We start from the raw sequence: 19,904 nt of genomic DNA on the forward strand, positions 1-19,904 counted from the left end.
ACAAGAATGAGAGGCTCGAATTGAAGTTCAGTTTTTTTACAGTTTTTCCTATTTTCTTATTTAGTTGGACATACAGAGGGATAGAAATTTATTGTCCTGTGACTGTCATTGATCGATCGTGGACCTTAACGGCATCGTAGTAAAGAGAGCTACTGCCAATGATATTTATTGTATTGAATTGATCGAGAGAGCATGCTTTGACAAGTCCGAGCGATACGAACGATCACTGCTACAAACACTTGTAGAGAATCAAGAATTCCTGACAATTATTGCATGTATCAACGAAAAGCCGATAGGATATGCTTCGGCTTATTTTTCTGAATTCTGTCACGAGTCGAAAATCATTTCGATCGCTGTTCTCCCAGAATATCGAAAAAGGGGAGTTGGTACCATTATGATCGAAGAGATTGAACGGAACGCGGTTGCAAAGGGTATTATCAAAGTCGCTTTAGAGGTTCGTACGACGAATTATGAGGCATTGAAATTCTACAAGAAAAGAGGATTTTCAATCAGAGGGATTCTACTGGACTACTACGGCCCTGGAAAAAATGCGTTTACCATGGAAAAATTTCTTCGATACCGTCGTGAGGGTCAAAAGGATTCGGATGATCAATCTTCGAGAGATTCTATATGATTGATTCCAAAATTTTAGTGCAGCTGATCGAAACGATGATACATTTACGGAATCTAGTTGATGGCAATTGATGCACTCTAGTACCAACTGATCGCCTGGATGATTGGCGATAATCGCTTTAAGCTGGCCATTGTATCTGAGGTGAATGTAGTCGTAGATCCGCATTCCCATGCACCACAAGATTTCCTTTATAAGCGATGTTCAATTTTCCGGTCAAAAAGCCCGGGAGTCGATGACTGGTCTTGGTACAAAAGAACCATCAATCCATTTTAGAATCCGCTGCTTTGGATCCAAGGCAACCTTCACTCTGAAAAAAAAAGAAATAAGCGTATTCTTCCATTCCAATCGTCAAGATTAGTTATTTTGGATTATCATGATCTAGCACAAACGATATTGTATGAAATCTAATTCTTCAGAGAAATGAAAAAAACCGTTCAGATCACGATGTTCAAGAAAATCAAACCCGCACTGATCAGAAAGAATTCCATTATTCCATGAAATGATTTTGGCAAATTCTCAAAACTGCTACCCGAGCGACCTTTGTCGTGTAAAAATCATTAAATATCAAACCATACATGTGCCGCACGTTGGTGACCTCTCAGGATGTTGGCTGGAGGTGGATGAAAAATGGAAGAGACCCTTTGCAATGTTGAGTTCCTGAAAAGCAACACGACCTATGTAGCCAGAGTTCAAAGCGACATTGGCGGGCTGAGGGAATACCGCAGTTCGAGTCTCGAAGAAGTTCTTGAACAAGTGATTATCGATCTCCAGGAAGAATTTGAGACGACTGGTTAGGGATCTTCCAAGGCTCTGCATTCCGCCCGCTTAGAGAGCGCAGAGCATCCTGCACCTGCGAGCCCGTATGCCATTGAGATTCATTCAAGAGGAGGTGTTCGATTTGCAGGAGAAGGAGAGAACGGAATACGACACAGTTATGTCGAACTATTACGGTGACGACCAAGTTACCTCACTCATAAATCTGAAAATTGACACAAAGGATGCGGATGCGATAGCTGAGCGGATATCCGAATACGAGGTTGTGGAAGACGTCTTCCTTGTTACTGGTGATACGGATATCATTGCAAAGGTGAAATTTCAGAACTATAATCAACTGAAGAGATTTCTCGTCGAAAAAATTGCCAACATCCAGGGAATCAAAGAGATAAAAACGATGATGGTCGTGATGACTTTCAAAGAAAGAGGAGAGTTGAAAACGGAGTCGCCAAATGGCCAAGGCTCCGATGAGACACCAAAGAGTGAGTGACGGAAACATGCCGTAGGTGAAGGAGGTGATTATGTGGATCAAAATGCCAAACTCAAGCAGATCATTGAAATTCTCGACCAGCTGGCTGAAGATACATCGGTACCAAGGAATATCAGGCGGGGAGCGACAGAAGCGAAAGAGCGACTTTTGCAGCAAAATGAAGCACTCGACGTGAGGGCTGCGAGCGCCATCTTTATTTTAGATGAACTGGCAAATGATCCCAACATTCCCCTTCATGGCAGAACCTTGATCTGGAACATAATCAGCCAGCTGGAAACCGTAAGCTGAGAAGGCTTCTGCACCGAGCCTGAAATCAAAGAGATTTAAAGTGGAAAAGAATTATTGATTGAAATGCGATTAAGGCGCGAGCGGCTGTAGTCTAGTGGTTAGGACTGGAGCTTCCCAAGCTTCAAACCCGGGTTCGAATCCCGGCAGCCGCACTTTGAGGTTTACTGTCCCTCGATCGCGCTGGGAGTACATGGTATCAGGTTACCGTCATTAACACATCTAGATGTCTTCTTTCTGGATTCTCTAAAATAACCCAAATCGAATTAATCATTAATCAATGAACGGCTTCGAGCAGAGGCATAAAGTGTCATTTGGGATTGTTTCAGATAGAGGGGGACACTTAGTAAGGACACTGATCGTGTTTAACTAATCCCAAAAAACGATTGAACATCAAAATCACATTTAATTGGCTTTACTTGTCTCGTGACGGGATCTTTGCAGCATTCTTATTCTCAATTCCGCAGCCAAATGACGAAAATTCATCCGTGGCGACAGGTCGGCTGATTGATATCGATCGACTCGATACTGTCCGATAAACTCGCTTCATCATGATGATAATCCAGACGAGATAAACGAAAAGTACCGTGGGCGTCAATGGCCAATAATAGGGATAAAGAAATGCAGCCCAGATCATTGCAATGAATCCTCCAGAAACAAATGAGGAGACGAGTCTAATTGTAACCCGATTGTCCCTCTGTGAAAGATTGAGATTTGAGTAGTTTGTACTCCTTACAATCCTCGAAATCTCAGATGAAAAAGCAAAATGGAAGATGATCGTTAAGAGAATGCCGATAAAGAATATCAAGATGTGTGCGTAGCCTGTCGTCACGGCAGTCGCACAAAGAAATAAAAAGTAAACAAAAAGAAGAATACCAATTCCTTTTGATTTTTGTTGGATTGGAAGAGTCGAAGGCATGACCAACTTTGCTAATGTCCTCGATACGACAGCACCACCATGTTTCACATACGCAGGAAGTTTTGAAGAGAGCTTCCCAGCAAATTTCAAACTATTTCGCATGAGGAACGGGGTAATCGCGCTCGTCACGAAGCAGAGCGCTCCTGCAAAGGGGTAAAGAATTGCGCCTTTCGTCACACCAAAAGCCCGGCTACCGACGCTCGCAAACATCACAGATTCAGCATCTCTCCCACAGAGTGCGCTTCCTATTGACACAGAGGCTTTCGAAGAAAAACCAAGCAGATACGCGAGCGCAGCGGTGATGATGAAATCGTTGAGAATGACAAGTGCGGCCGCTGCTATGATCAGCCACCAAATATCAACGAACATGAGAGGATCGATCAGCATTCCAAATGATACGAAGAAGACAGCTACGAACGCGTCCCTGAAAGGTACGATCTTCTCCTCAAATCTCTCGGAAACTTTCGTTTCTGCGAATACCATTCCGATGAAAAATGCTCCGATAATAGCTGGTACTCCAGAAATCTCCGCGAAAGCAGCCGCAAGGAAAACGATACCGAGTGCAAAGAGGACGAACATCTCATCATTCTTAATCCTTCGAAGATGGTGGATCGTCTTCGGTATAACCCAAAGTGCGAGAAAAACGAAGAATACATAAAAAACGATGATCCCTATCGCAAGTGATGTTAAATTCACAGGTTCGGTTCCATCTTTGATCATCAGACCAGCGATAATCGTTAGAAGGACCATTGAAAGGAAACTTTCAGTTACGGAGATTCCGATGAGGAACTCCGTTTCTGGATTTGCCAGCCTTTTGAGCTCGATGACTGATTTCATTGCCACCGCACTGCTACTCATCGAGATGATGCCGGCAAGAAAAACCGTGTCGATGATTGGCCAGCCCATCGCTGTTCCCAACATAATGCCAGTAAACATGTTGATGCCGAGATTCAACATCGCGATGATCGTAGCTGACGACTTTGTCTTTCTTACCTTGCTAAAAGAGAATTCCAATCCGATGAAAAACATGAGGAGAATAAGACCAAGGTACGAGAGGAAATCGATCATAGTCGTGTCTTTGATGATGCCGTTATAAGCTAGCGGACCAAGTTGAAAGTGAATATGAGGACCGATGATGATGCCAACAATGATATAGCCGAGAATGACACTCTGCTTCAACTTCGAGGCGATTGTGGCGCCTATAAAGGCGATAAGCATAACAGCGCCGATCTCCAGCATCATGTTGTCTGGTGTTAGCATGGCTCCCTCTCATCAATACAGATCAAACATGAGCAGGGATATATCGTCCGACCTTATTGACGAACGATGGGCAATTGAGAATTCGAATGAGTTGATCGGCGAACAGGATTTTCTAATACACAATATAGCACCCTTCTGACACGACTGTATCAACTGTGCATCCCTCCACGGGTATAATGGGATGAGTCGATATTAATATATTTCCCAGCATGGACAGGAATTGAACGGATAATTTTTTCGCAACTTCTTTGATTAGAATCGTTCACTATTTTGAGTTACATGGTTATTCGAATTCAATTACGGTCCTTTGCACCAACATAAGTCACACAAAGCTCTTTGGATCTGTCTCAAAAGATCGAGTACACGTATCGGTGCTTTTTTAAGGAGGTAGTGAAGTTTCCGACCGATGGTAAGGGAATGGCATTCCCTGAGCAGAGACGAGGTATTGGCCTCCCTGAATACAAGTCTCGAAAAGGGATTAAGTGACAAGGAGGCGCTATCACGGCTCGAAAAGTTCGGGGCAAATGAAATCATAGATAGGTATGCTCTCTCTCCCCTGAAAATCTTCATTGGTCAGTTCAAAAATCTAATGGTTATCATTCTCATCATCGCTGCTATCATTTCTGGCACGATTGCAACGATCCAGGGGACAACGGAGGAATGGCTTGATGCTGCGGTCATCATGGTGATCGTTGTTCTGAATGCGATTTTGGGGTTTTTTCAGGAATACAAGGCTGAAAGGACTTTGCAGGCACTCAAGAAACTCGCCTCACCCGACGCGACAGTGATCAGAGACGGTTGCGAGAAGGACATACCGTCAAGTGAGCTTGTGCCAGGCGATATCATCGTTATCAAGACGGGGGACAAGATCCCGGCGGACGCTAGACTGATCGATGCTGTTAATCTAAAAGTCAATGAAGCTTCTCTGACTGGCGAATCGGTGCCGATTTCCAAGGATGCTGGTGCAGTTGTGGAAAAAGACGCATACGTCGGTGATAGAAGGAATATGGTCTTCGCAGGATCGACCGTGGAATATGGAAGGGGTACCGCAGTTGTTATATCGACGGGAATGGAAACAGAACTTGGAAAAATCGCCTACATGATACAAGAAGAGGACGAGGAAACACCTCTTCAGAAAAAGCTCGCGACACTCGGAAAACAACTGGGAATTATGGTACTTCTCGTATCTGCCTTTATTTTTATCGTTGGGATTTTGCGGAATGTCGCTGTCGGCGAAATGTTCCTCACATCCGTAAGTCTGGCGGTCGCCGCGATTCCAGAAGGATTGCCAGCGGTCGTTACAGTCAGCCTCGCTCTCGGCCTTCAGCGTATGGCAAAAAGAAATGCATTAATCAGAAAATTACCAGCCGTTGAAAGCCTGGGCAGCGCAACAGTGATCTGCACGGATAAGACTGGCACGCTCACAAAAGGTGAAATGACCGTCCGGGAGATTTATACTGGAGAACCTATCCACGTCACTGGTGAGGGTTTTGTGCCAGTTGGTGACTTCAGCAAGGGTTCGCAAAAGATTGATCCTCTCACAATTGAGGAACTCGCTTGGTTGCTCAAAGCTGGCGCTCTATGCAACGATGCGTCGCTCGAATATGATTCAGGTCAGTGGAGAATTAGGGGCGATACAACGGAAGGAGCTCTTCTCGTTCTCGCGCAGAAAGCTGGCATTAACCTTTCAAAGCTGAAAGAAGAGTTTCCAAGAATCTCTGAATTACCCTTCGACTCAGTCAAGAAAAGAATGATAACGATCCATGAACACAGTGAAAAGATCTTTGCTTTCATGAAAGGTGCCGCAGAATCGACTGTCTGTTTGTGCAACAAGCGATACCTGGATGGGCGGATCGTTGAACTTTCAGAAGATGAACGACAGAAAATACTAGGAAGGAACTCAGATATGGCCAAGCGAGCCTTGCGTGTTCTCGCGATCGCGATGAAGGAAATGCCAGAATTCTCTGAAGATGAGGCTGTGATCGAGAGAGATTTCGTCTTCCTCGGCCTTGTTGGCATGATTGATGCGCCGAGGAAAGAGGCGATCGAGGCAATTGGAAAGGCAAAAAATGCGGGAATCCGTGTTATTATGATCACTGGCGATCACGAATTGACCGCTAAAGCGGTTGCTCAAGAAATGGGCATCGCTAATCGCGATGAAGCCGAAGTTCTCACCGGCAGAGAACTCGAGACGATGACGATGGAAGAGCTCAGAGAGCGGGTGAAGAAAGTCTCAGTCTTTGCGCGTGTGGCTCCAGATCACAAGGTAAAGATTGTGGAAGCTCTGAAGAGAAATGGGGAGATCGTTGCGATGACTGGTGATGGAGTTAATGATGCGCCCGCGTTAAAGAAGGCGGATATCGGCATCGCGATGGGCATCACAGGAACTGATGTCTCAAAGGAAGCGTCTGAAATGGTGCTTACGGATGATAACTTCGCATCGATCGTTCACGCCGTGGAAGAGGGAAGGGGCATCTACAATAATATCAGGAAATTTGTCGAGTACCTTCTTTCTTGCAATGCTGGTGAAGTCGCAGCGATGTTCCTTGCAACGCTCCTTTTCGCAGATCCAGAATTTTTACCATTCCTTCTTCCAATTCAAATACTCTGGATGAATCTTGTCACTGACGGCTTGCCCGCGCTTTCTCTCGGCGTCGAACCAACATCACCGGACGTCATGCAAGAACCGCCAAGAGATCCTAAAGAAAAACCGATCACGAGGCGTATGGGCTACCGTATCGTAGCGGTCGGATTCATCATGGCAATTGGGACAATATTATCATTCTACCTTGAATATATGGAGACGGGAGATGTTACGCGCTCAAGAACCGTTGCATTTTGCACGATTGTGTTCTTTCAGCTGTTCTATGTCTTTTCCGGTAGATCGGAAAAACGGACAATCATTGAGCTTGGGTTGCGCTCGAATGTCAAGGTTGTCTACGCATTTCTTGCATCTGTCTTGCTGCAGCTACTTGTTATCTATACGCCTCCACTCAACCCTATATTCAAGACGACACCGATAGGGCTAGAAGAATGGGTGATCGTGATGGTTATTGGAATGTCAGCAACGTTGGTAGCAGAGCTTTGGAAAGTCGTTTCAAGAAAGAAAAATAATAAAGATCGCAATCAACGGATTTGCTGATAATCCAGTGATCTCATCGCGAGAGGGGACTTATGATCGAAATCGACGGCTCATATGGAGAAGGCGGCGGGCAACTCTTGAGATGCGCTGTTGCATTTGCTGCACTAACAGGCAAAGAGACGCGAGTACATAACATTAGAGCTGGAAGACCGAATCCCGGTCTCGCACCGCAACACCTCGCTGCGATCAACGGTGTTGCTCTGATTTCCGGGGGTAAGCTGGAAGGGGCAGGAGTTGGTTCAACTGAAATTATCTTTCGACCTGGAAAGGTTCAAGGGGGAAAATTCAAGATCGATGTTGGTACAGCTGGTAGCATCCCTCTCGTCCTTCAGGCATGCATGTTGCCAGCGATCATGGCTGAAACGAAAACGATCATGGAAATCTCTGGCGGCACGGATGTAAGGTGGTCCCCGTCCGTCGACTATTATGATCTAGTGCTATTTTCACTTTTAAAAAAGATCGGAATTGACGTAAAAATGAAAATCATTGCACGAGGCTTTTATCCAGAAGGGGGAGGAAAGGTATTGGTCGAAATCTCCCCTGCCAGAGATCTCGCGCCGTTGCGCCTGGAAGATCGTGGCCAGTTGAGAAGGATAGGAGGTAAATGTTTTTCCCAAAATCTTCCACCACATATCTGTTCGCGGATGATTCATTCAGTGAAAAAGTCGTTGATCGATTTCGGCGGTATTGAGATCAAGAATGAGACCTCATCAGGAATCTCAACTGGTACAGGGATCTGTCTTTTTGCTGAATACGATCATACAATACTTGGCGCAGATGCTCTGGGCGAGAAAGGATTACCAGCTGAGTCGGTGGGAGCGGGCGCTGCACAGTCGCTTAAAGAGGAAATCTCTGGTGCCGGTACGCTCGATGTTCACGCAAGTGACCAGATATTGCCTTATCTCGCGCTATCTACAGAAGAATCGACATTCCGTGTAAGAACAATCTCAAAACATCTCGAAACGCAGGTCTGGCTGATAGGCAAGTTCATGAATACGCGATTTGAATCGGAAAAAATCGAAGGAGGATACAGGATCATTGTTCGGCCTACCCATACATGATTGATCGCATTTTTGTCAGTTCTTCTTTTTTGCCAGCCTTTCTGTACATTTCTTTTAATTTTTCTTCGATCATTACCGCCTCGTCGAGAAGGGGCTTGACGTCGATCTCGGTGTGAAGCAAGATCTTATCGATTGCTGAAGTCACAGCGGCGGCCGCTCTCGCGTCTGGATACTCCGCACTCGCTTCCGACAACAATAACAAAACATCAAAATCTCTGTATACACCTTCATTCAACAGAACGCTGGCTAGACCCACAACGACGCCGTTTTCAAAAAAAGGTATGCCATTGTTTTTCAGGACTTCGTTCGCTCTTTCGGTTGAACCGATCCCCCAGACCCGATTGGTGAGGTCCGTTGCTGTATCAACCTTTTCAGCCCCCTCGTATTCCCGCCCCGGCGCCGACTGAACGATGAGACCTTCTGGTGAAATCACCATCCCGCACCTGTGTTCTTCCGTCCAATCCATCACAGCTCTCGCAAGCGGTTTAATTAGATTTGCTGGCGGTTGAAACTCTGATACAAAGACAACAATCTTGTCCTTTCCCTTTTCACCAGCATATATCCGCACGGGTCCGTACGGCACTCTATTCTTTATCCAGGATACAGCCGGAAAGTATTCCGAATCGACAACACCCACTTGCTCGAGCGCTAGAGCCGTAACCAAATAGTTCGCTGCGATCGACCCTACGAGGCCGACACTCGGGAATCCATCGATGACATAAGCACCTTTCAGATCCCTTTCCTTTAATTCAATAATCTGAATTTCGTCCATCATAATTCATATTCAGCTCATAATACTTAACAATTAGCAATCGCTGGCTCTCCTCAATTCTCATTATTCTCTGAAAGAATGCAGAATTACTCGACATACGGAAATCTTATCATCCTTTTTCATCATGCTCTGAGATGATGAGACCCTATGTGATCGTCAACTGTGCGATGACGCCTGACGGAAAAATCGCTGGCAGAGAACGAAGACAAGTGCGCATATCGTCTCAAGAGGATCTCGAGAGGGTAAAAAAATTACGTGCCTCGTGCGATGCGATTCTCGTCGGCATAGGGACAGTACTTGCAGACGATCCGCATTTGACTGTCAAAGATCTTCCACCAGAAAAGAATCCGCTGAGGGTGGTGCTCGATTCGAATGGAAGAACACCAGATCATGCAAAGGTCCTTGATCGAAATGCCCCAACACTCATCGCGACGTCGGAAGAGTGCAAAAAAACCTGGAAAAATGTTGAGGTCGTGAGATTCGGAAAGGGGAGAGTTGATATTGAGCAATTACTTTCATATCTTTACTCGAAGGGCGTAAGGAAATTGCTTGTAGAAGGAGGTGGAGAAGTTATCTGGTCCTTTTTCAACAGAGGCTTTATTGACAGATATTGTGTCTACATCGGGGACTTTGTTCTCGGCGGAAGGGACGCTCCAACTCCCGTCGAAGGAGATGGTTTCTCCGATCATCTGCCATTCCATCTCAAATTGATCAGCGTGGAAAGATTAGGCGGTGGCGTTCTCCTCATCTACGAGGCTGTCAGGAATGTCAAGTGAGAGGATAAGATTCGCAGCAGATGAGATGCTCGGAACACTGGCGAGGTGGTTGCGCATTATCGGTTATGACACGATTTATGAAAAGAATAAGAGTGACGAAGAGATCGAGGCGCAAGTTCTCAGAGAAAAGAGAATTCTACTGACCAGGGATAAGAATCTTGCAAAGAGGCTTGGCGAGAGAAGTCTTTACATTGAGAGCGATGAGCTTCGTGAACAGCTTCGTCAGGTCATCAAGTCATTTAATTTGACGATGGATGAGGATTTTACAAGATGCACGTTATGTAATGGAGAAGTTGATAAAGTTTCACAAAAGGAAGTCGAAAATGATGTTCCAGCAGGTGCCCTCGTAAACAACACAGAATTCTATCGCTGTCGGAGCTGCGGCAAGGTTTACTGGAAGGGATCTCACTGGGAAAACATTCTTAAAACCCTGGAACTGATCGAGGAAGATGAGTGAATCTCATGCATATTTTAAACCACAATTTTCCTCGAAATATGCTTCCTTCAAATCTTATAATAATCCTCGCTGATGATTTTCCCATTACCTGCGTTGAGTATCATGACACCATGAATGCCCTCGACGCACCAGATCGGGATGTAAAATACGCCCAGTTCCTTCACCGCGACTTCATCGGGATTCGGTGAAACCGTTTTCTTCTCTACGATAGTGACCTGACCAGTATCCCTGATAATTTCCTGCTCATGCGTGTGTATTCTCACAACTTCACGTTTGACGAGTTTTTTCGCTTCCTCTGTTTCCAGCATCGGTTCCAGGCGTTTGAACGCATGCTCAAGCGTCAAAACAACATCGACATTCTCGTTCCAAGGCTCAACCTTTCCCGTCAGCGCATTGACCGACAGGTGTCCACGCTCGCTACCGACCTTGATTTTATCAATATACAGATCACACGAGTATTGATAGACGAAATAGGGAACCAACTCCAGCCTGTATCTGAAGCCCCCAACAGTCTGTCTTGAAATTTCTTTCACATCCGTGAGGTCTATTACGGGTTTCACGATCTTCTCGCCCAATTCCGTACCCTGCATTTCTTCCAATACTTCCGGCGCAACGATTTTCGGATAATCATCGGCGATGAGTTCATCAATGAGACCGTGGTCATGTTCTCCCAGTAGTTTTTCGATACGCGTTCGTCCAATTTCGCGAGCGACGGCTTCCCTGTCCCAGTAGGTAACCGACTGATCAAGAAGCGCCGCCGATGACTCGGAAATCGGCTGAAGACTCACAATCACCCTTTTCCCCTTGAAATTCTTAAATTCGTTGAGAAAAGCACGGATTTTTGTTTCATCATCCGTTCCTTCCAGAAGTAAAAAGACGACTTCGCTCGTTCCTTTCTTTCCGAATATGCGATCTCCCTTTTCGGTCACCTCGAACTCCCTCGATTTCAGAATCTCGATGATGACGCTGCTCAGGGAGGACAAATTCGCACCGTGTACTTGATCATGTTCCAGAAATAAAAATATTATCTTCTCGTTTATTGCGTGCACATTCTCGATCGGAGCCCTATGACCATTTCTACCAGATATATGACTACAAGATCTTTACCATTCGCAAGCAAATCATACGAGAGGATTTCTTCTGCCCATTGAGCGCATTAAGAGCAGGATACTAATTCATGAGAGCTTATTCTTCGGAACATAGTCTGGGTTACTAATGAGAGTGCTGGCTGATTGCTGGATTCATTCGATACGCAGGATTTCGTGAAGATACGAAATATCAACGCTGCATCAATATCTGCGATAGAAGAAGGGATTTATAGGATGCACTGTAATGTTTCAATCGGGTGGTAGGTCGCAAGACCTGCACCAGGAGAATTGGGGATGATAAAGAAACTACGGGATAGACTGGAAATACCAGGAAGTGCTCTAAAGGAAATCAACGATTTCCTTCTTGACCCATCCAATGAAATAATAAACGACATACTTTCCGTTATCGAAAAATACGGGACGCCTGAGGAGATCAATGCAAAAGCGCGAGAGACTCGCAAGCTTGCGAAGCTGTTGCAGCGTCTGAAAGATGTGAATTCGCCGTATCTGAGGGATATCGAATGGCTCATCGATGCGAGAGACAAGAAAATGTTCATTTCCATTCGAGAATTCAGAAAAAAAGTGCTTGGAAAGAGAGCCGATGAAATGGTATTTAACGAGAAATATCCCGTAATTCTCGAGATCAGCGCCCTCCAATATTTCCCTTGGTTGATCGCTGAGGCTCAGCAGGCGATCAAGAACGGGGAAATCATGCCATCGAGATACATCAGGGTCAGGAAGATGAAGGAACAGGAAGCCGACCAGGGAGATATCCTAGCCACTGTGGCAGCGATGCAAGTCATTGGCGCCTCATATGTTGAGACGCTTGATACGAGGGGAACTGACGGCTCAAATGTCCACCTCGGGGGTCCTGAAACGATTACTGGATATTTCGGCGGAGTTGGACAGCCGAACGAGCATGCACGTCAGTACATCGATGAGTTTCTTTATTATTATACAAACTATGGAATAAAACAGGTTCTCAATGTGAACCCAGGCACTGTTCTCCTCGGTTACATCATTCACAAGCTCGGGATCGATATGGAATTCAAGATATCTGTCTTCATGGGAAACGACAACCCCTATTCTGTACTCTGGACATTAATGACGGCGAAACTGTTTGCACGAAATGATGGAACGACACCACTCGTTGGATTCAATCTGAGCAATTCGGTCAACGTCGACACGCTGGAGAAAACGGCGGAGATTCGTAAGATGCTCGGCCTTGAAGATAAGGTCAGAATCGAACATCATATCACCGAAACATGGAAAAGCATCGTGAGACAGCCATACAATCGGCGAGATGATCTCCTTGCGGTTGCGGATCATATCCCTAATATCGCCGCGAAGCACGAGGGCGGTGAAATCGAAATCGAGCAAATGAGAGAGCACCCATCTGACATTCTCGACTACTTCAGAGATAAGAAAGAGATCGTAGAATCGGGATTAATGCCGTTATTGGAACGAAATTACCTCGATAAACACGATGCCATTAACAAAACCGCGGAAGCCCTCACAAGAAAAGGCTTATCCTTCGTGGGTGCATGGAATCTTCATGCGCGATAAAATATGGTAATGTGAGAGACGCTCTTCTTTTTCACTTCTTTCCGATGAGTGAACAATTTCAAATCGCTGCAATCGAGTTGAAATAGAGATGATATCGAACCTCTGATGAGAAAAGTTGATAACAGGACGTTCATCTGTATCTGAACATGGATCTCCGTTTGCCGATTCGCTTGATCTCGCTGTCAATGATCGTAAGCGGTATTTTCCTAGTGATTTATGGTATCACGAGAGGTGAGATGCAGGTTGCTCTCTTCCTTATTTTCCCAGTGATTTATGGTACAGGAATCGTGGGTTTGATCTCGATTCTGCTGATTTTTCTTGGTTTCTTCTTAGCATTCTTGTCCTTCGCTATTCCTCCTGACCATGTTGAAGAGCCATACGAACCGATGGAAATCGAGCGACCTCAGATGGAGAAGAAATCTCAAGTCAAAGGTGGTGGTGTTGTTCTCATCGGTCCAATCCCGATCGTCTTTGGATCGGATGCCAAAATGGCGATTATAGCGATGGTGCTAGCAATCGTCATGATCTTGCTCGCCCTTCTTTTTCTCTAATTCATCAACAATCAGTTGGCCAGCATCCCTCAACGAGATCTTTTTCTTCCGTGCGAATTCCCTGATTTCCCCAACGATCCTAATGTAATCTTCGAATGTATTTCGCCTTTTCCGCAGCACCCGACCGAGCGCTTTTTCAAATGGCTCGTTCTTTCTCAGCTGCTCAAGCGCTTCCCTGACCGCGATTATATCCTCCGATCTCATTTATGCCAACCTTCGACGACCCTGAGAAAATTCTTGAAAATCTCTATGCCATATTCGGTATGTTCAACCTCTGGATGAAACTGCAGACCGTATACCGGTCTCGATTTCATTTTAACCGCTTCGACGGGACAATGATCCGAATGTGCAAGGATATCAAATGAAGAGGGCACAACCGATACTTCGTCATTGTGCGATTCCCAGACAATGAAACTATGAGGGAGGCCCTTGAAAAGATCGTTTTCGCGATCGATATAAAGTACTGTCTTTCCGAATTCCGGAACTTTTGCCGGTTCCGTCTTCCCCCCAAATTTCGCGCACATGAATTGCATTCCCGCGCAGATTCCGAGGATTGGAATCTGCGCCCTGTCGAGGTACTCACTGTTGCGTCCCATCCTTTCGGCATCGAGTGCGACACGAGGGGCCCCGCCAGAAAGAACGAGAGCGTCCGCGTCCTGAATATCCTCAAATGGTGTTGTATTTGGCACGATCGTTGTATCGACGCCGAGATACCTGAGTACCCTCCATTCTCGGTGTGTCCACTGTCCACCGTTGTCTACAACGTAGATCTTCATCGTTTTGTAAAAGACTGTACCATATTTAAGGAGTGTCGGTTCCTAAATACCACTGCGAAAGATCCGATCAATTGGGATTCAAAACTGAAAAGAGAGAAAAAAGCTGGTCATGACGGATTGTTGAGGTACCGACTTCAGCTAATGATCTCAATGGTTATGCAATTCTCGCAAAGTGTTATTTAGCAACGAATCAACTACTAATTTAATCATAATCGGAATCATTAAATGGTGATTTTGTATCAGAATTTTTTGTGAAAGCTGTTCTTTTCGACCTCGGCCACACGCTCATCGATTACTACCACGATTGGAAAGAACCTGAGATGAAAGCGATCAGGAAAATCTATCGCATACTCTCAACAGATTTTGGAATTTCCGAGGAAGAGGGTGAATTTTGTCGGCATCTGAGCCAGTTGCTGATGGAAGCGAGGGAGACAAAACTCAAGAAAATGATCGAAATACCGTTATCAGATATCCTGAACCGATGCTTTCATCGTTACGGCTGTGACGGTGATGATGACCTTATCGATAAAGCGCTGCACGCTTTTTACGAAACATTGCTCGAGAATCGCCAGCTCATTCCAGGTGTGAAAGAGATGCTCGATAAAGTGCGCGCAAGGGGATACGTGATTGGGCTTGTCTCTGACGTCGCCTGGGGACTACCCTCTGAATTCCCTCTGAGAGACATGTGTTACTACGGGATTGACCAGTATTTCGATGATCTTATCTTCTCGACGGATGTTGGTCTAAGAAAACCCAACCCCAAGATTTTCAAAATGGCCCTTTCGAATTTAGATGCGAAACCTGACGAGGCAATATTCATTGGCAATTCACTGCAGGCCGATATCAAGGGTGCAAAAGGCATTGGGATGGTAGCGGTTCTCAAGGAATCGAAATTCTACCAGCACGACGATTCGATCGTGCCAGACGAAAAAATCTCAGGTTGGAATGAAATAGATCGTGTTCTTGCAAAGTACACACGACGATGACTCATTCCCACTCAATCGTCGCAGGCGGCTTGTCAGTAATGTCGTAAACGACCCTGTTCACCTTGTCTTTCATCTCGTTGACGATGCGAAGCGAGATCTTTTCGAGAACTTCATGTGGAATCTTTGAGTAGGTGGCGGTCATCGCATCGACCGAATCCACAGCACGCACAGCAATCGTTCTTCCGTAAGCACGCCTGTCGCCCTGAACACCAACAGACTGAACTGGGAGGAGCACGGCGAAATATTGCCACGGCAGTGCCATTTTTCCGCTCGCAGCCGCCTTTTCGATTTCCTCTTCAACAATCGCACACGCCTCCCTGACGATTTCTACCGCCTCCGGTGTCGCCTCCCCGATGACTCTGATCGCAAGAGCTGGACCTGGGAATGGCTGTCGTTCCGAAACCTCAATACCCAAAAATCTCGCGACTTTCCTGACTTCGTCCTTGTAAAGATCGCGCAGCGGTTCCACTAGCTTCAATTTCATGTCAGCTGGCAATCCGCCGACGTTATGATGTGTTTTAATCGTATCCCTCAGGCGATCTCCGCTTTCGATCCAGTCCGGAGCGATCGTCCCTTGCACGAGGTAATCTGCTCCAAAATCTCTTGCTGTTCTTTCAAACACTCTGATGAACTTCTCCCCGATAATCTTTCTTTTTCTCTCAGGATCCACAACACCCTTGAGCGCGGCAAAAAACTCGTTTGATGCATCAACGATCTTATAATTTACGCCAAGTTGCTTTAGCATTCTCTCTACCGTCTCCGTCTCTCCTTTTCTCATAAAACCCGTGTTGACGTAAACGGTGAGAAGTCGATTTCCAATGGCTTTACTTGTAATGACAGCAGCAACAGTACTGTCGACGCCTCCTGAGCATGCGATAATCGCTTTTCCTTTGATTTCGCGCTCAAGCTCGCCAACCTTTTCCTCAACGAACTTCCTTGGGTCGAACACTAGCGCTGCACCTCCTCTGAGTCTCGCTCAACCTGTTTGGCCATTTCGTTTCGATATCCAATGAGTTTATCATGAATCCGTCTATCGGATAATGCCAAAATCTCAAGTGCCAGAATAGCAGCGTTATCGCCGCGATCAAGGCCAACGGTTGCCACGGGAACTCCTGGAGGCATCTGAACGATGGATAGAATTGAATCAAGATTGATCTTGCCGCTGACGGGCACGCCGATTACTGGCCTTGTTGTCAATGCAGCAACCGCCCCAGGGAGCGCTGCCGAAAGGCCAGCAATCGCAATGAAGACTTTTGCGTCGCTCTTCGACACAATTTCCTTCACGCGTTCGGGCGTACGGTGCGCTGATGCGACAACGATTTCCGCACTGACGTCGAATTTTCGAAGGACTTCGAGGGCCTTTTCACCGACGGAGATGTCGTTTTTACTGCCTAACAGGATTGTCACGTCCGGCATAACTCTACTGACCATATTGACAGAATAAAAGTATTTCGTACGTTAAACAGAAAAAAGGAATAGAAAAAATTGTTGAAATTCGAATCTACCAGAGAAAATGAAAAAGGATTTCGGTCCTCAGGATTTCATGATCGCAAGCAGGAAAATGCCAATTGCGATCAAAGCACCGATGACTGCTGCCAGAATGTTCACAAATGCGGTCCAAACGACGTCGGCCACCCAAACATGAACCGTATCTGTAAAGCCCGCGAGATAGACCCAAATGATTCCTACAATGAGACCAATGATCAACAGTGCAACGCCGATCGTTCTGCTTTTTCCGCTACCAAAATAAGCTGTGAATGCTCCTGCCAAAACCATGAACAATCCAAATGTCAACAAAAGTACTGTCAAAAAGCCTTCCCAATCCATTTTATCACCTGTGCTCCATTTTCATTTAAAACTTGATACCTGTGAGTGTCTTGGTGTCTATAACGCCGGGGATCGATCTGATCTTGTCGACGACGACTTGCCCAAGAAGATTAAAGTCCTCCGCCTCGATTTTTGCAATCAAATCGTATTCTCCGAAGAGGGGATGAAGTTCAACAACCTCCTTGACTTTGAGCAGCTCGTTGTAGACCTCGTGCTCTTTTGCGGGTGCCGTACTGATCAGAACAAAACCCACAGCCATTTATTCACCAAACCCCATTACAGTTTATTTGTGTTTAAACTTTTCGCTGTATTATTATACAACAGCCAATCAATTCTAATCAAAGATATCAGTTAATGGGAGAGAATCTCTGACATCCGCTTCTCGACGTCCTTCCAATCCGGAATATTCGTCATTGACCCTGTTGATTCGATAATAAACGATGCGGTCGCGCATCCTGCTGCCGCGCATTCTTTGAGAGACATTCCCCGGTATAATGCAGCGTAGAAACCTGCACGAAATGCGTCCCCCGCACCAGTGGTATCAACAACTTTCTTCGATTTGAAAGCAGGAACGCTAATCCGATTTTGACCTTCGTATATCACACATCCCTCCTTTCCTTTTGTATTAACGAGGAATTTCACGCGTGTTGAGAGTTCCTCAGGTGTTGAGAGATGCATATAACGCATGGCCGTCCTCAACTCGCTATCATTTGCAAAGAATGCGTCGCATTGCGAGATCGCGTCGCAAAAATCTTCTTTATTCCAAATGTGATGAATTTCCTGTGAAGGGTCAAATGATATGAATTTGTCCATTCCCCTGCATGCTTTCATCACTTTCAGATAGTATCCCGGTCTTCCCGTGCAAATGTGCACAAATTTAGATTCCCGCGCAGCGTTGACCCTGATCTCGAATTCGTCCATCCGGCGCATCGGTCCCTGGTAAACATATGCGATCTGATCGTGTGATGAATTGGAAACAATCCAAACAAGTGGCGTCTCATCATCTTCAATCTTCACAAGATCTCTGAGGTCAACGCCTCGATCGATCATGAAACGCTGGAAATCATCGGGAAAATCGTTGCCAACGAATGAACACAGAGCTGTCGGAACACCGAGAGAGGAGGCGATAGTCGCAATATTGGCGCCAGTCCCGCCAAAATATCGCTTTTTCTCAAGAATGTCAATCGACGTATTTGGCTCAGGAAAATCCTTGAGCTGAATGATATAGTCCAATGCAACATGCCCATAAACACAAAGGAAAAGGGAAGGCGTCATGTTCCCCCTTCCCAACCAGAAAGGTAAAGTTTCTGCTCACGCGTGAGCCTATCGATCTTAATACCCATCGCTTTCAACTTCAGACGTGCCACTTCGTTGTCAATCTCTTTCGGCACGCTGTACACAGCTGGCGACATTTTCTCATAATTTTCCGAAAGATACCGAAGCGAAAGCGCCTGGATCGAAAAACTCATATCCATAATCTCCACAGGATGCCCCTGACCCGCTCCTAGATTCATCAAGCGCCCTTCGCAAAGCAGGTATACCCTACGGCCATCTGGAAACCGGTATTCATCAACAAACTCTCTTACTCTCACAGGTTTGCCGCCAAGTTCTTCTAAGGCTCTTTTCGAAATTTCGTTGTCGAAATGCCCAGAATTCCCCAAAACGCAACCGTCTTTGATGTTTCGTAAATGCTCCTTTCTAACGACGTCCCGACAACCCGTCGCCGTGATGATGATGTCCGCCTCCCTGGCGGCCTGAGCCATCGGCTTGACTTCGAAACCGTCCATAACAGCCTCGATCGCACGAATGGGGTCGACCTCAGTAACAATGACATTCGCGCCGAGCCCTTTTGCGCGCATCGCAATGCCTCTCCCACACCACCCATAACCTGCAACGACCAATTTCTTTCCTGCGACGAGGAGATTTGTTGCAGTCATCCAGCCATCGAATGTCGATTGACCTGTTCCGTAACGGTTGTCAAAAAGATATTTCATGTGCGCGTCATTGACCGAAATCACTGGAAACTCCAATTTTCTCTGCGCTGCCAATGCTCTCAGACGGATGATTCCAGTTGTCGTTTCCTCATTTCCCCCCTTGACATTATCCAATTTTTCCCTGCGACTCGTGTGAAGCATCGTGATGAGGTCAGCGCCATCATCGATCACGAAATCGGGTGAGAGGTCAATGACAGCATTGAGATTTTGATAATACTCTTCGAGCGTTTCCCATTTCCTCGCATGGACCTCGATACCAAAATGTTCCTTCAGAGCGGCAGCAACGGAGTCGTCTGTTGACAAGGGATTGCAGCTTGCAAGCCTCACCTTCGCCCCAGCTTCAGAAAGTGCAATCGCAAGAATACCTGTTTTCGCTTCGACATGGAGGGCCATTCCAACTCTCAAACCGCTGAACGGCTGTTCCTTTTCCATTCTTTTCCGAATAGCGGAAAGAACTTTCATATGGGTGCTGGCCCATTCCAATCGCTTAAGACCCAGATCTATGTCTCCCGTCAAGGTAATCCACTCACAGTGTCGTTCACGAAA

Annotated in this window: 22 protein-coding genes and 1 tRNA gene; 12 read left to right on the top strand and 11 right to left on the bottom strand. The window is 46.0% G+C overall.

The genetic code is table 11. The features are described 5' to 3' along the window. Nucleotides 1-118 precede the first annotated feature (118 nt). From H5T41_05935 to H5T41_05955, 5 genes are all read left to right on the top strand, one after another. Nucleotides 119-634: a GNAT family N-acetyltransferase gene (locus tag H5T41_05935; protein ID MBC7108308.1), complete on the top strand. Its 516-nt coding sequence runs from the start codon at nucleotides 119-121 to the stop codon at nucleotides 632-634. Between the two features lie 627 nt (nucleotides 635-1,261). After that, the gene (locus H5T41_05940) at nucleotides 1,262-1,429 is read left to right on the top strand and encodes a hypothetical protein (GenBank protein ID MBC7108309.1); all 168 of its coding nucleotides are present in this window, start codon (nucleotides 1,262-1,264) and stop codon (nucleotides 1,427-1,429) included. A 67-nt stretch (nucleotides 1,430-1,496) separates the two neighbouring features. After that, on the top strand, nucleotides 1,497-1,898 hold the full coding sequence (locus H5T41_05945; protein ID MBC7108310.1) for an Lrp/AsnC ligand binding domain-containing protein: 402 nt from the start codon (nucleotides 1,497-1,499) through the stop codon (nucleotides 1,896-1,898). Nucleotides 1,899-1,931: 33 nt separating this feature from the next. Further along, the gene (locus tag H5T41_05950) at nucleotides 1,932-2,186 is read left to right on the top strand and encodes a UPF0147 family protein (GenBank protein MBC7108311.1); all 255 of its coding nucleotides are present in this window, start codon (nucleotides 1,932-1,934) and stop codon (nucleotides 2,184-2,186) included. An 80-nt stretch (nucleotides 2,187-2,266) separates the two neighbouring features. Further along, nucleotides 2,267-2,338 (top strand) — tRNA-Gly (locus H5T41_05955). 260 nt (nucleotides 2,339-2,598) lie between these two features. Here the strand turns inward: H5T41_05955 and H5T41_05960 are convergent. Then, nucleotides 2,599-4,362, bottom strand: coding sequence for a cation:proton antiporter (locus tag H5T41_05960; GenBank protein MBC7108312.1), 1,764 nt, complete (start codon nucleotides 4,360-4,362; stop codon nucleotides 2,599-2,601). A gap of 406 nt (nucleotides 4,363-4,768) precedes the next feature. On the opposite strand from H5T41_05960, the gene H5T41_05965 reads away from it, so the two are divergent. Continuing rightward, nucleotides 4,769-7,504 carry a calcium-translocating P-type ATPase, SERCA-type gene (locus H5T41_05965; GenBank protein MBC7108313.1) on the top strand — a complete coding sequence of 912 codons (2,736 nt, stop codon included), beginning with the start codon at nucleotides 4,769-4,771 and terminating at the stop codon, nucleotides 7,502-7,504. Between the two features lie 32 nt (nucleotides 7,505-7,536). Further along, nucleotides 7,537-8,565: an RNA 3'-terminal phosphate cyclase gene (locus H5T41_05970; GenBank protein ID MBC7108314.1), complete on the top strand. Its 1,029-nt coding sequence runs from the start codon at nucleotides 7,537-7,539 to the stop codon at nucleotides 8,563-8,565. On the opposite strand, the gene H5T41_05975 is transcribed toward H5T41_05970, so the two are convergent. Continuing rightward, nucleotides 8,552-9,340, bottom strand: coding sequence for a proteasome assembly chaperone family protein (locus H5T41_05975; protein MBC7108315.1), 789 nt, complete (start codon nucleotides 9,338-9,340; stop codon nucleotides 8,552-8,554). The genes H5T41_05970 and H5T41_05975 overlap by 14 nt on opposite strands. Nucleotides 9,341-9,474: 134 nt before the next feature. Here H5T41_05975 and H5T41_05980 point away from each other — a divergent pair, with 134 nt between their 5' ends. Beyond that, nucleotides 9,475-10,113 carry a 2,5-diamino-6-(ribosylamino)-4(3H)-pyrimidinone 5'-phosphate reductase gene (locus H5T41_05980; GenBank protein MBC7108316.1) on the top strand — a complete coding sequence of 213 codons (639 nt, stop codon included), beginning with the start codon at nucleotides 9,475-9,477 and terminating at the stop codon, nucleotides 10,111-10,113. Continuing rightward, nucleotides 10,103-10,570 (top strand): Mut7-C RNAse domain-containing protein, encoded by a 468-nt coding sequence (locus H5T41_05985; protein MBC7108317.1) that lies wholly within the window; start codon nucleotides 10,103-10,105, stop codon nucleotides 10,568-10,570. Before H5T41_05980 ends, H5T41_05985 begins: the two co-directional genes overlap by 11 nt. Before the next feature lie 47 nt (nucleotides 10,571-10,617). Here the strand turns inward: H5T41_05985 and H5T41_05990 are convergent, their stop codons facing one another. Continuing rightward, nucleotides 10,618-11,553, bottom strand: coding sequence for a hypothetical protein (locus H5T41_05990; GenBank protein MBC7108318.1), 936 nt, complete (start codon nucleotides 11,551-11,553; stop codon nucleotides 10,618-10,620). Between the two features lie 399 nt (nucleotides 11,554-11,952). Between H5T41_05990 and H5T41_05995 the strand changes: the two genes are divergently transcribed. Both H5T41_05995 and H5T41_06000 read left to right on the top strand, forming a co-directional pair. Continuing rightward, the gene (locus tag H5T41_05995) at nucleotides 11,953-13,224 is read left to right on the top strand and encodes a hypothetical protein (GenBank protein MBC7108319.1); all 1,272 of its coding nucleotides are present in this window, start codon (nucleotides 11,953-11,955) and stop codon (nucleotides 13,222-13,224) included. 236 nt (nucleotides 13,225-13,460) lie between these two features. Next, complete coding sequence (locus tag H5T41_06000) at nucleotides 13,461-13,775, top strand: TIGR00304 family protein (protein MBC7108320.1); 315 nt, start codon at nucleotides 13,461-13,463, stop codon at nucleotides 13,773-13,775. On the opposite strand, the gene H5T41_06005 is transcribed toward H5T41_06000, so the two are convergent. Together H5T41_06005 and H5T41_06010 are read right to left on the bottom strand one after the other, a co-directional pair. Further along, nucleotides 13,734-13,979 (bottom strand): hypothetical protein, encoded by a 246-nt coding sequence (locus tag H5T41_06005; GenBank protein ID MBC7108321.1) that lies wholly within the window; start codon nucleotides 13,977-13,979, stop codon nucleotides 13,734-13,736. The genes H5T41_06000 and H5T41_06005 overlap by 42 nt on opposite strands. Next, nucleotides 13,976-14,551 carry a GMP synthase subunit A gene (locus H5T41_06010; protein ID MBC7108322.1) on the bottom strand — a complete coding sequence of 192 codons (576 nt, stop codon included), beginning with the start codon at nucleotides 14,549-14,551 and terminating at the stop codon, nucleotides 13,976-13,978. The genes H5T41_06005 and H5T41_06010 overlap by 4 nt, the downstream gene beginning before the upstream one ends. Nucleotides 14,552-14,802: 251 nt before the next feature. Here H5T41_06010 and H5T41_06015 point away from each other — a divergent pair, with 251 nt between their 5' ends. Beyond that, nucleotides 14,803-15,537: an HAD family hydrolase gene (locus H5T41_06015; GenBank protein MBC7108323.1), complete on the top strand. Its 735-nt coding sequence runs from the start codon at nucleotides 14,803-14,805 to the stop codon at nucleotides 15,535-15,537. Between the two features lies 1 nt (nucleotide 15,538). Here the strand turns inward: H5T41_06015 and guaA are convergent, their stop codons facing one another. From guaA to H5T41_06045, 6 genes are all read right to left on the bottom strand, one after another. Beyond that, nucleotides 15,539-16,486: a glutamine-hydrolyzing GMP synthase subunit GuaA gene (gene guaA, locus H5T41_06020; GenBank protein MBC7108324.1), complete on the bottom strand. Its 948-nt coding sequence runs from the start codon at nucleotides 16,484-16,486 to the stop codon at nucleotides 15,539-15,541. Beyond that, on the bottom strand, nucleotides 16,486-16,953 hold the full coding sequence (purE, locus tag H5T41_06025) for a 5-(carboxyamino)imidazole ribonucleotide mutase (protein ID MBC7108325.1): 468 nt from the start codon (nucleotides 16,951-16,953) through the stop codon (nucleotides 16,486-16,488). The genes guaA and purE overlap by 1 nt, the downstream gene beginning before the upstream one ends. 117 nt (nucleotides 16,954-17,070) lie before the next feature. Next, nucleotides 17,071-17,364 carry a hypothetical protein gene (locus H5T41_06030; GenBank protein MBC7108326.1) on the bottom strand — a complete coding sequence of 98 codons (294 nt, stop codon included), beginning with the start codon at nucleotides 17,362-17,364 and terminating at the stop codon, nucleotides 17,071-17,073. A gap of 25 nt (nucleotides 17,365-17,389) precedes the next feature. After that, nucleotides 17,390-17,623 carry an Lrp/AsnC ligand binding domain-containing protein gene (locus H5T41_06035; GenBank protein ID MBC7108327.1) on the bottom strand — a complete coding sequence of 78 codons (234 nt, stop codon included), beginning with the start codon at nucleotides 17,621-17,623 and terminating at the stop codon, nucleotides 17,390-17,392. 92 nt (nucleotides 17,624-17,715) lie between these two features. Beyond that, the gene (locus tag H5T41_06040; protein MBC7108328.1) at nucleotides 17,716-18,639 is read right to left on the bottom strand and encodes a carbohydrate kinase family protein; all 924 of its coding nucleotides are present in this window, start codon (nucleotides 18,637-18,639) and stop codon (nucleotides 17,716-17,718) included. Further along, nucleotides 18,636-19,874 (bottom strand): adenosylhomocysteinase, encoded by a 1,239-nt coding sequence (locus tag H5T41_06045; protein ID MBC7108329.1) that lies wholly within the window; start codon nucleotides 19,872-19,874, stop codon nucleotides 18,636-18,638. Before H5T41_06045 ends, H5T41_06040 begins: the two co-directional genes overlap by 4 nt. Nucleotides 19,875-19,904: the final 30 nt, after the last annotated feature.

Source organism: Methanomassiliicoccales archaeon (assembly GCA_014361295.1).
GTDB lineage: Archaea > Thermoplasmatota > Thermoplasmata > Methanomassiliicoccales > JACIVX01 > JACIVX01.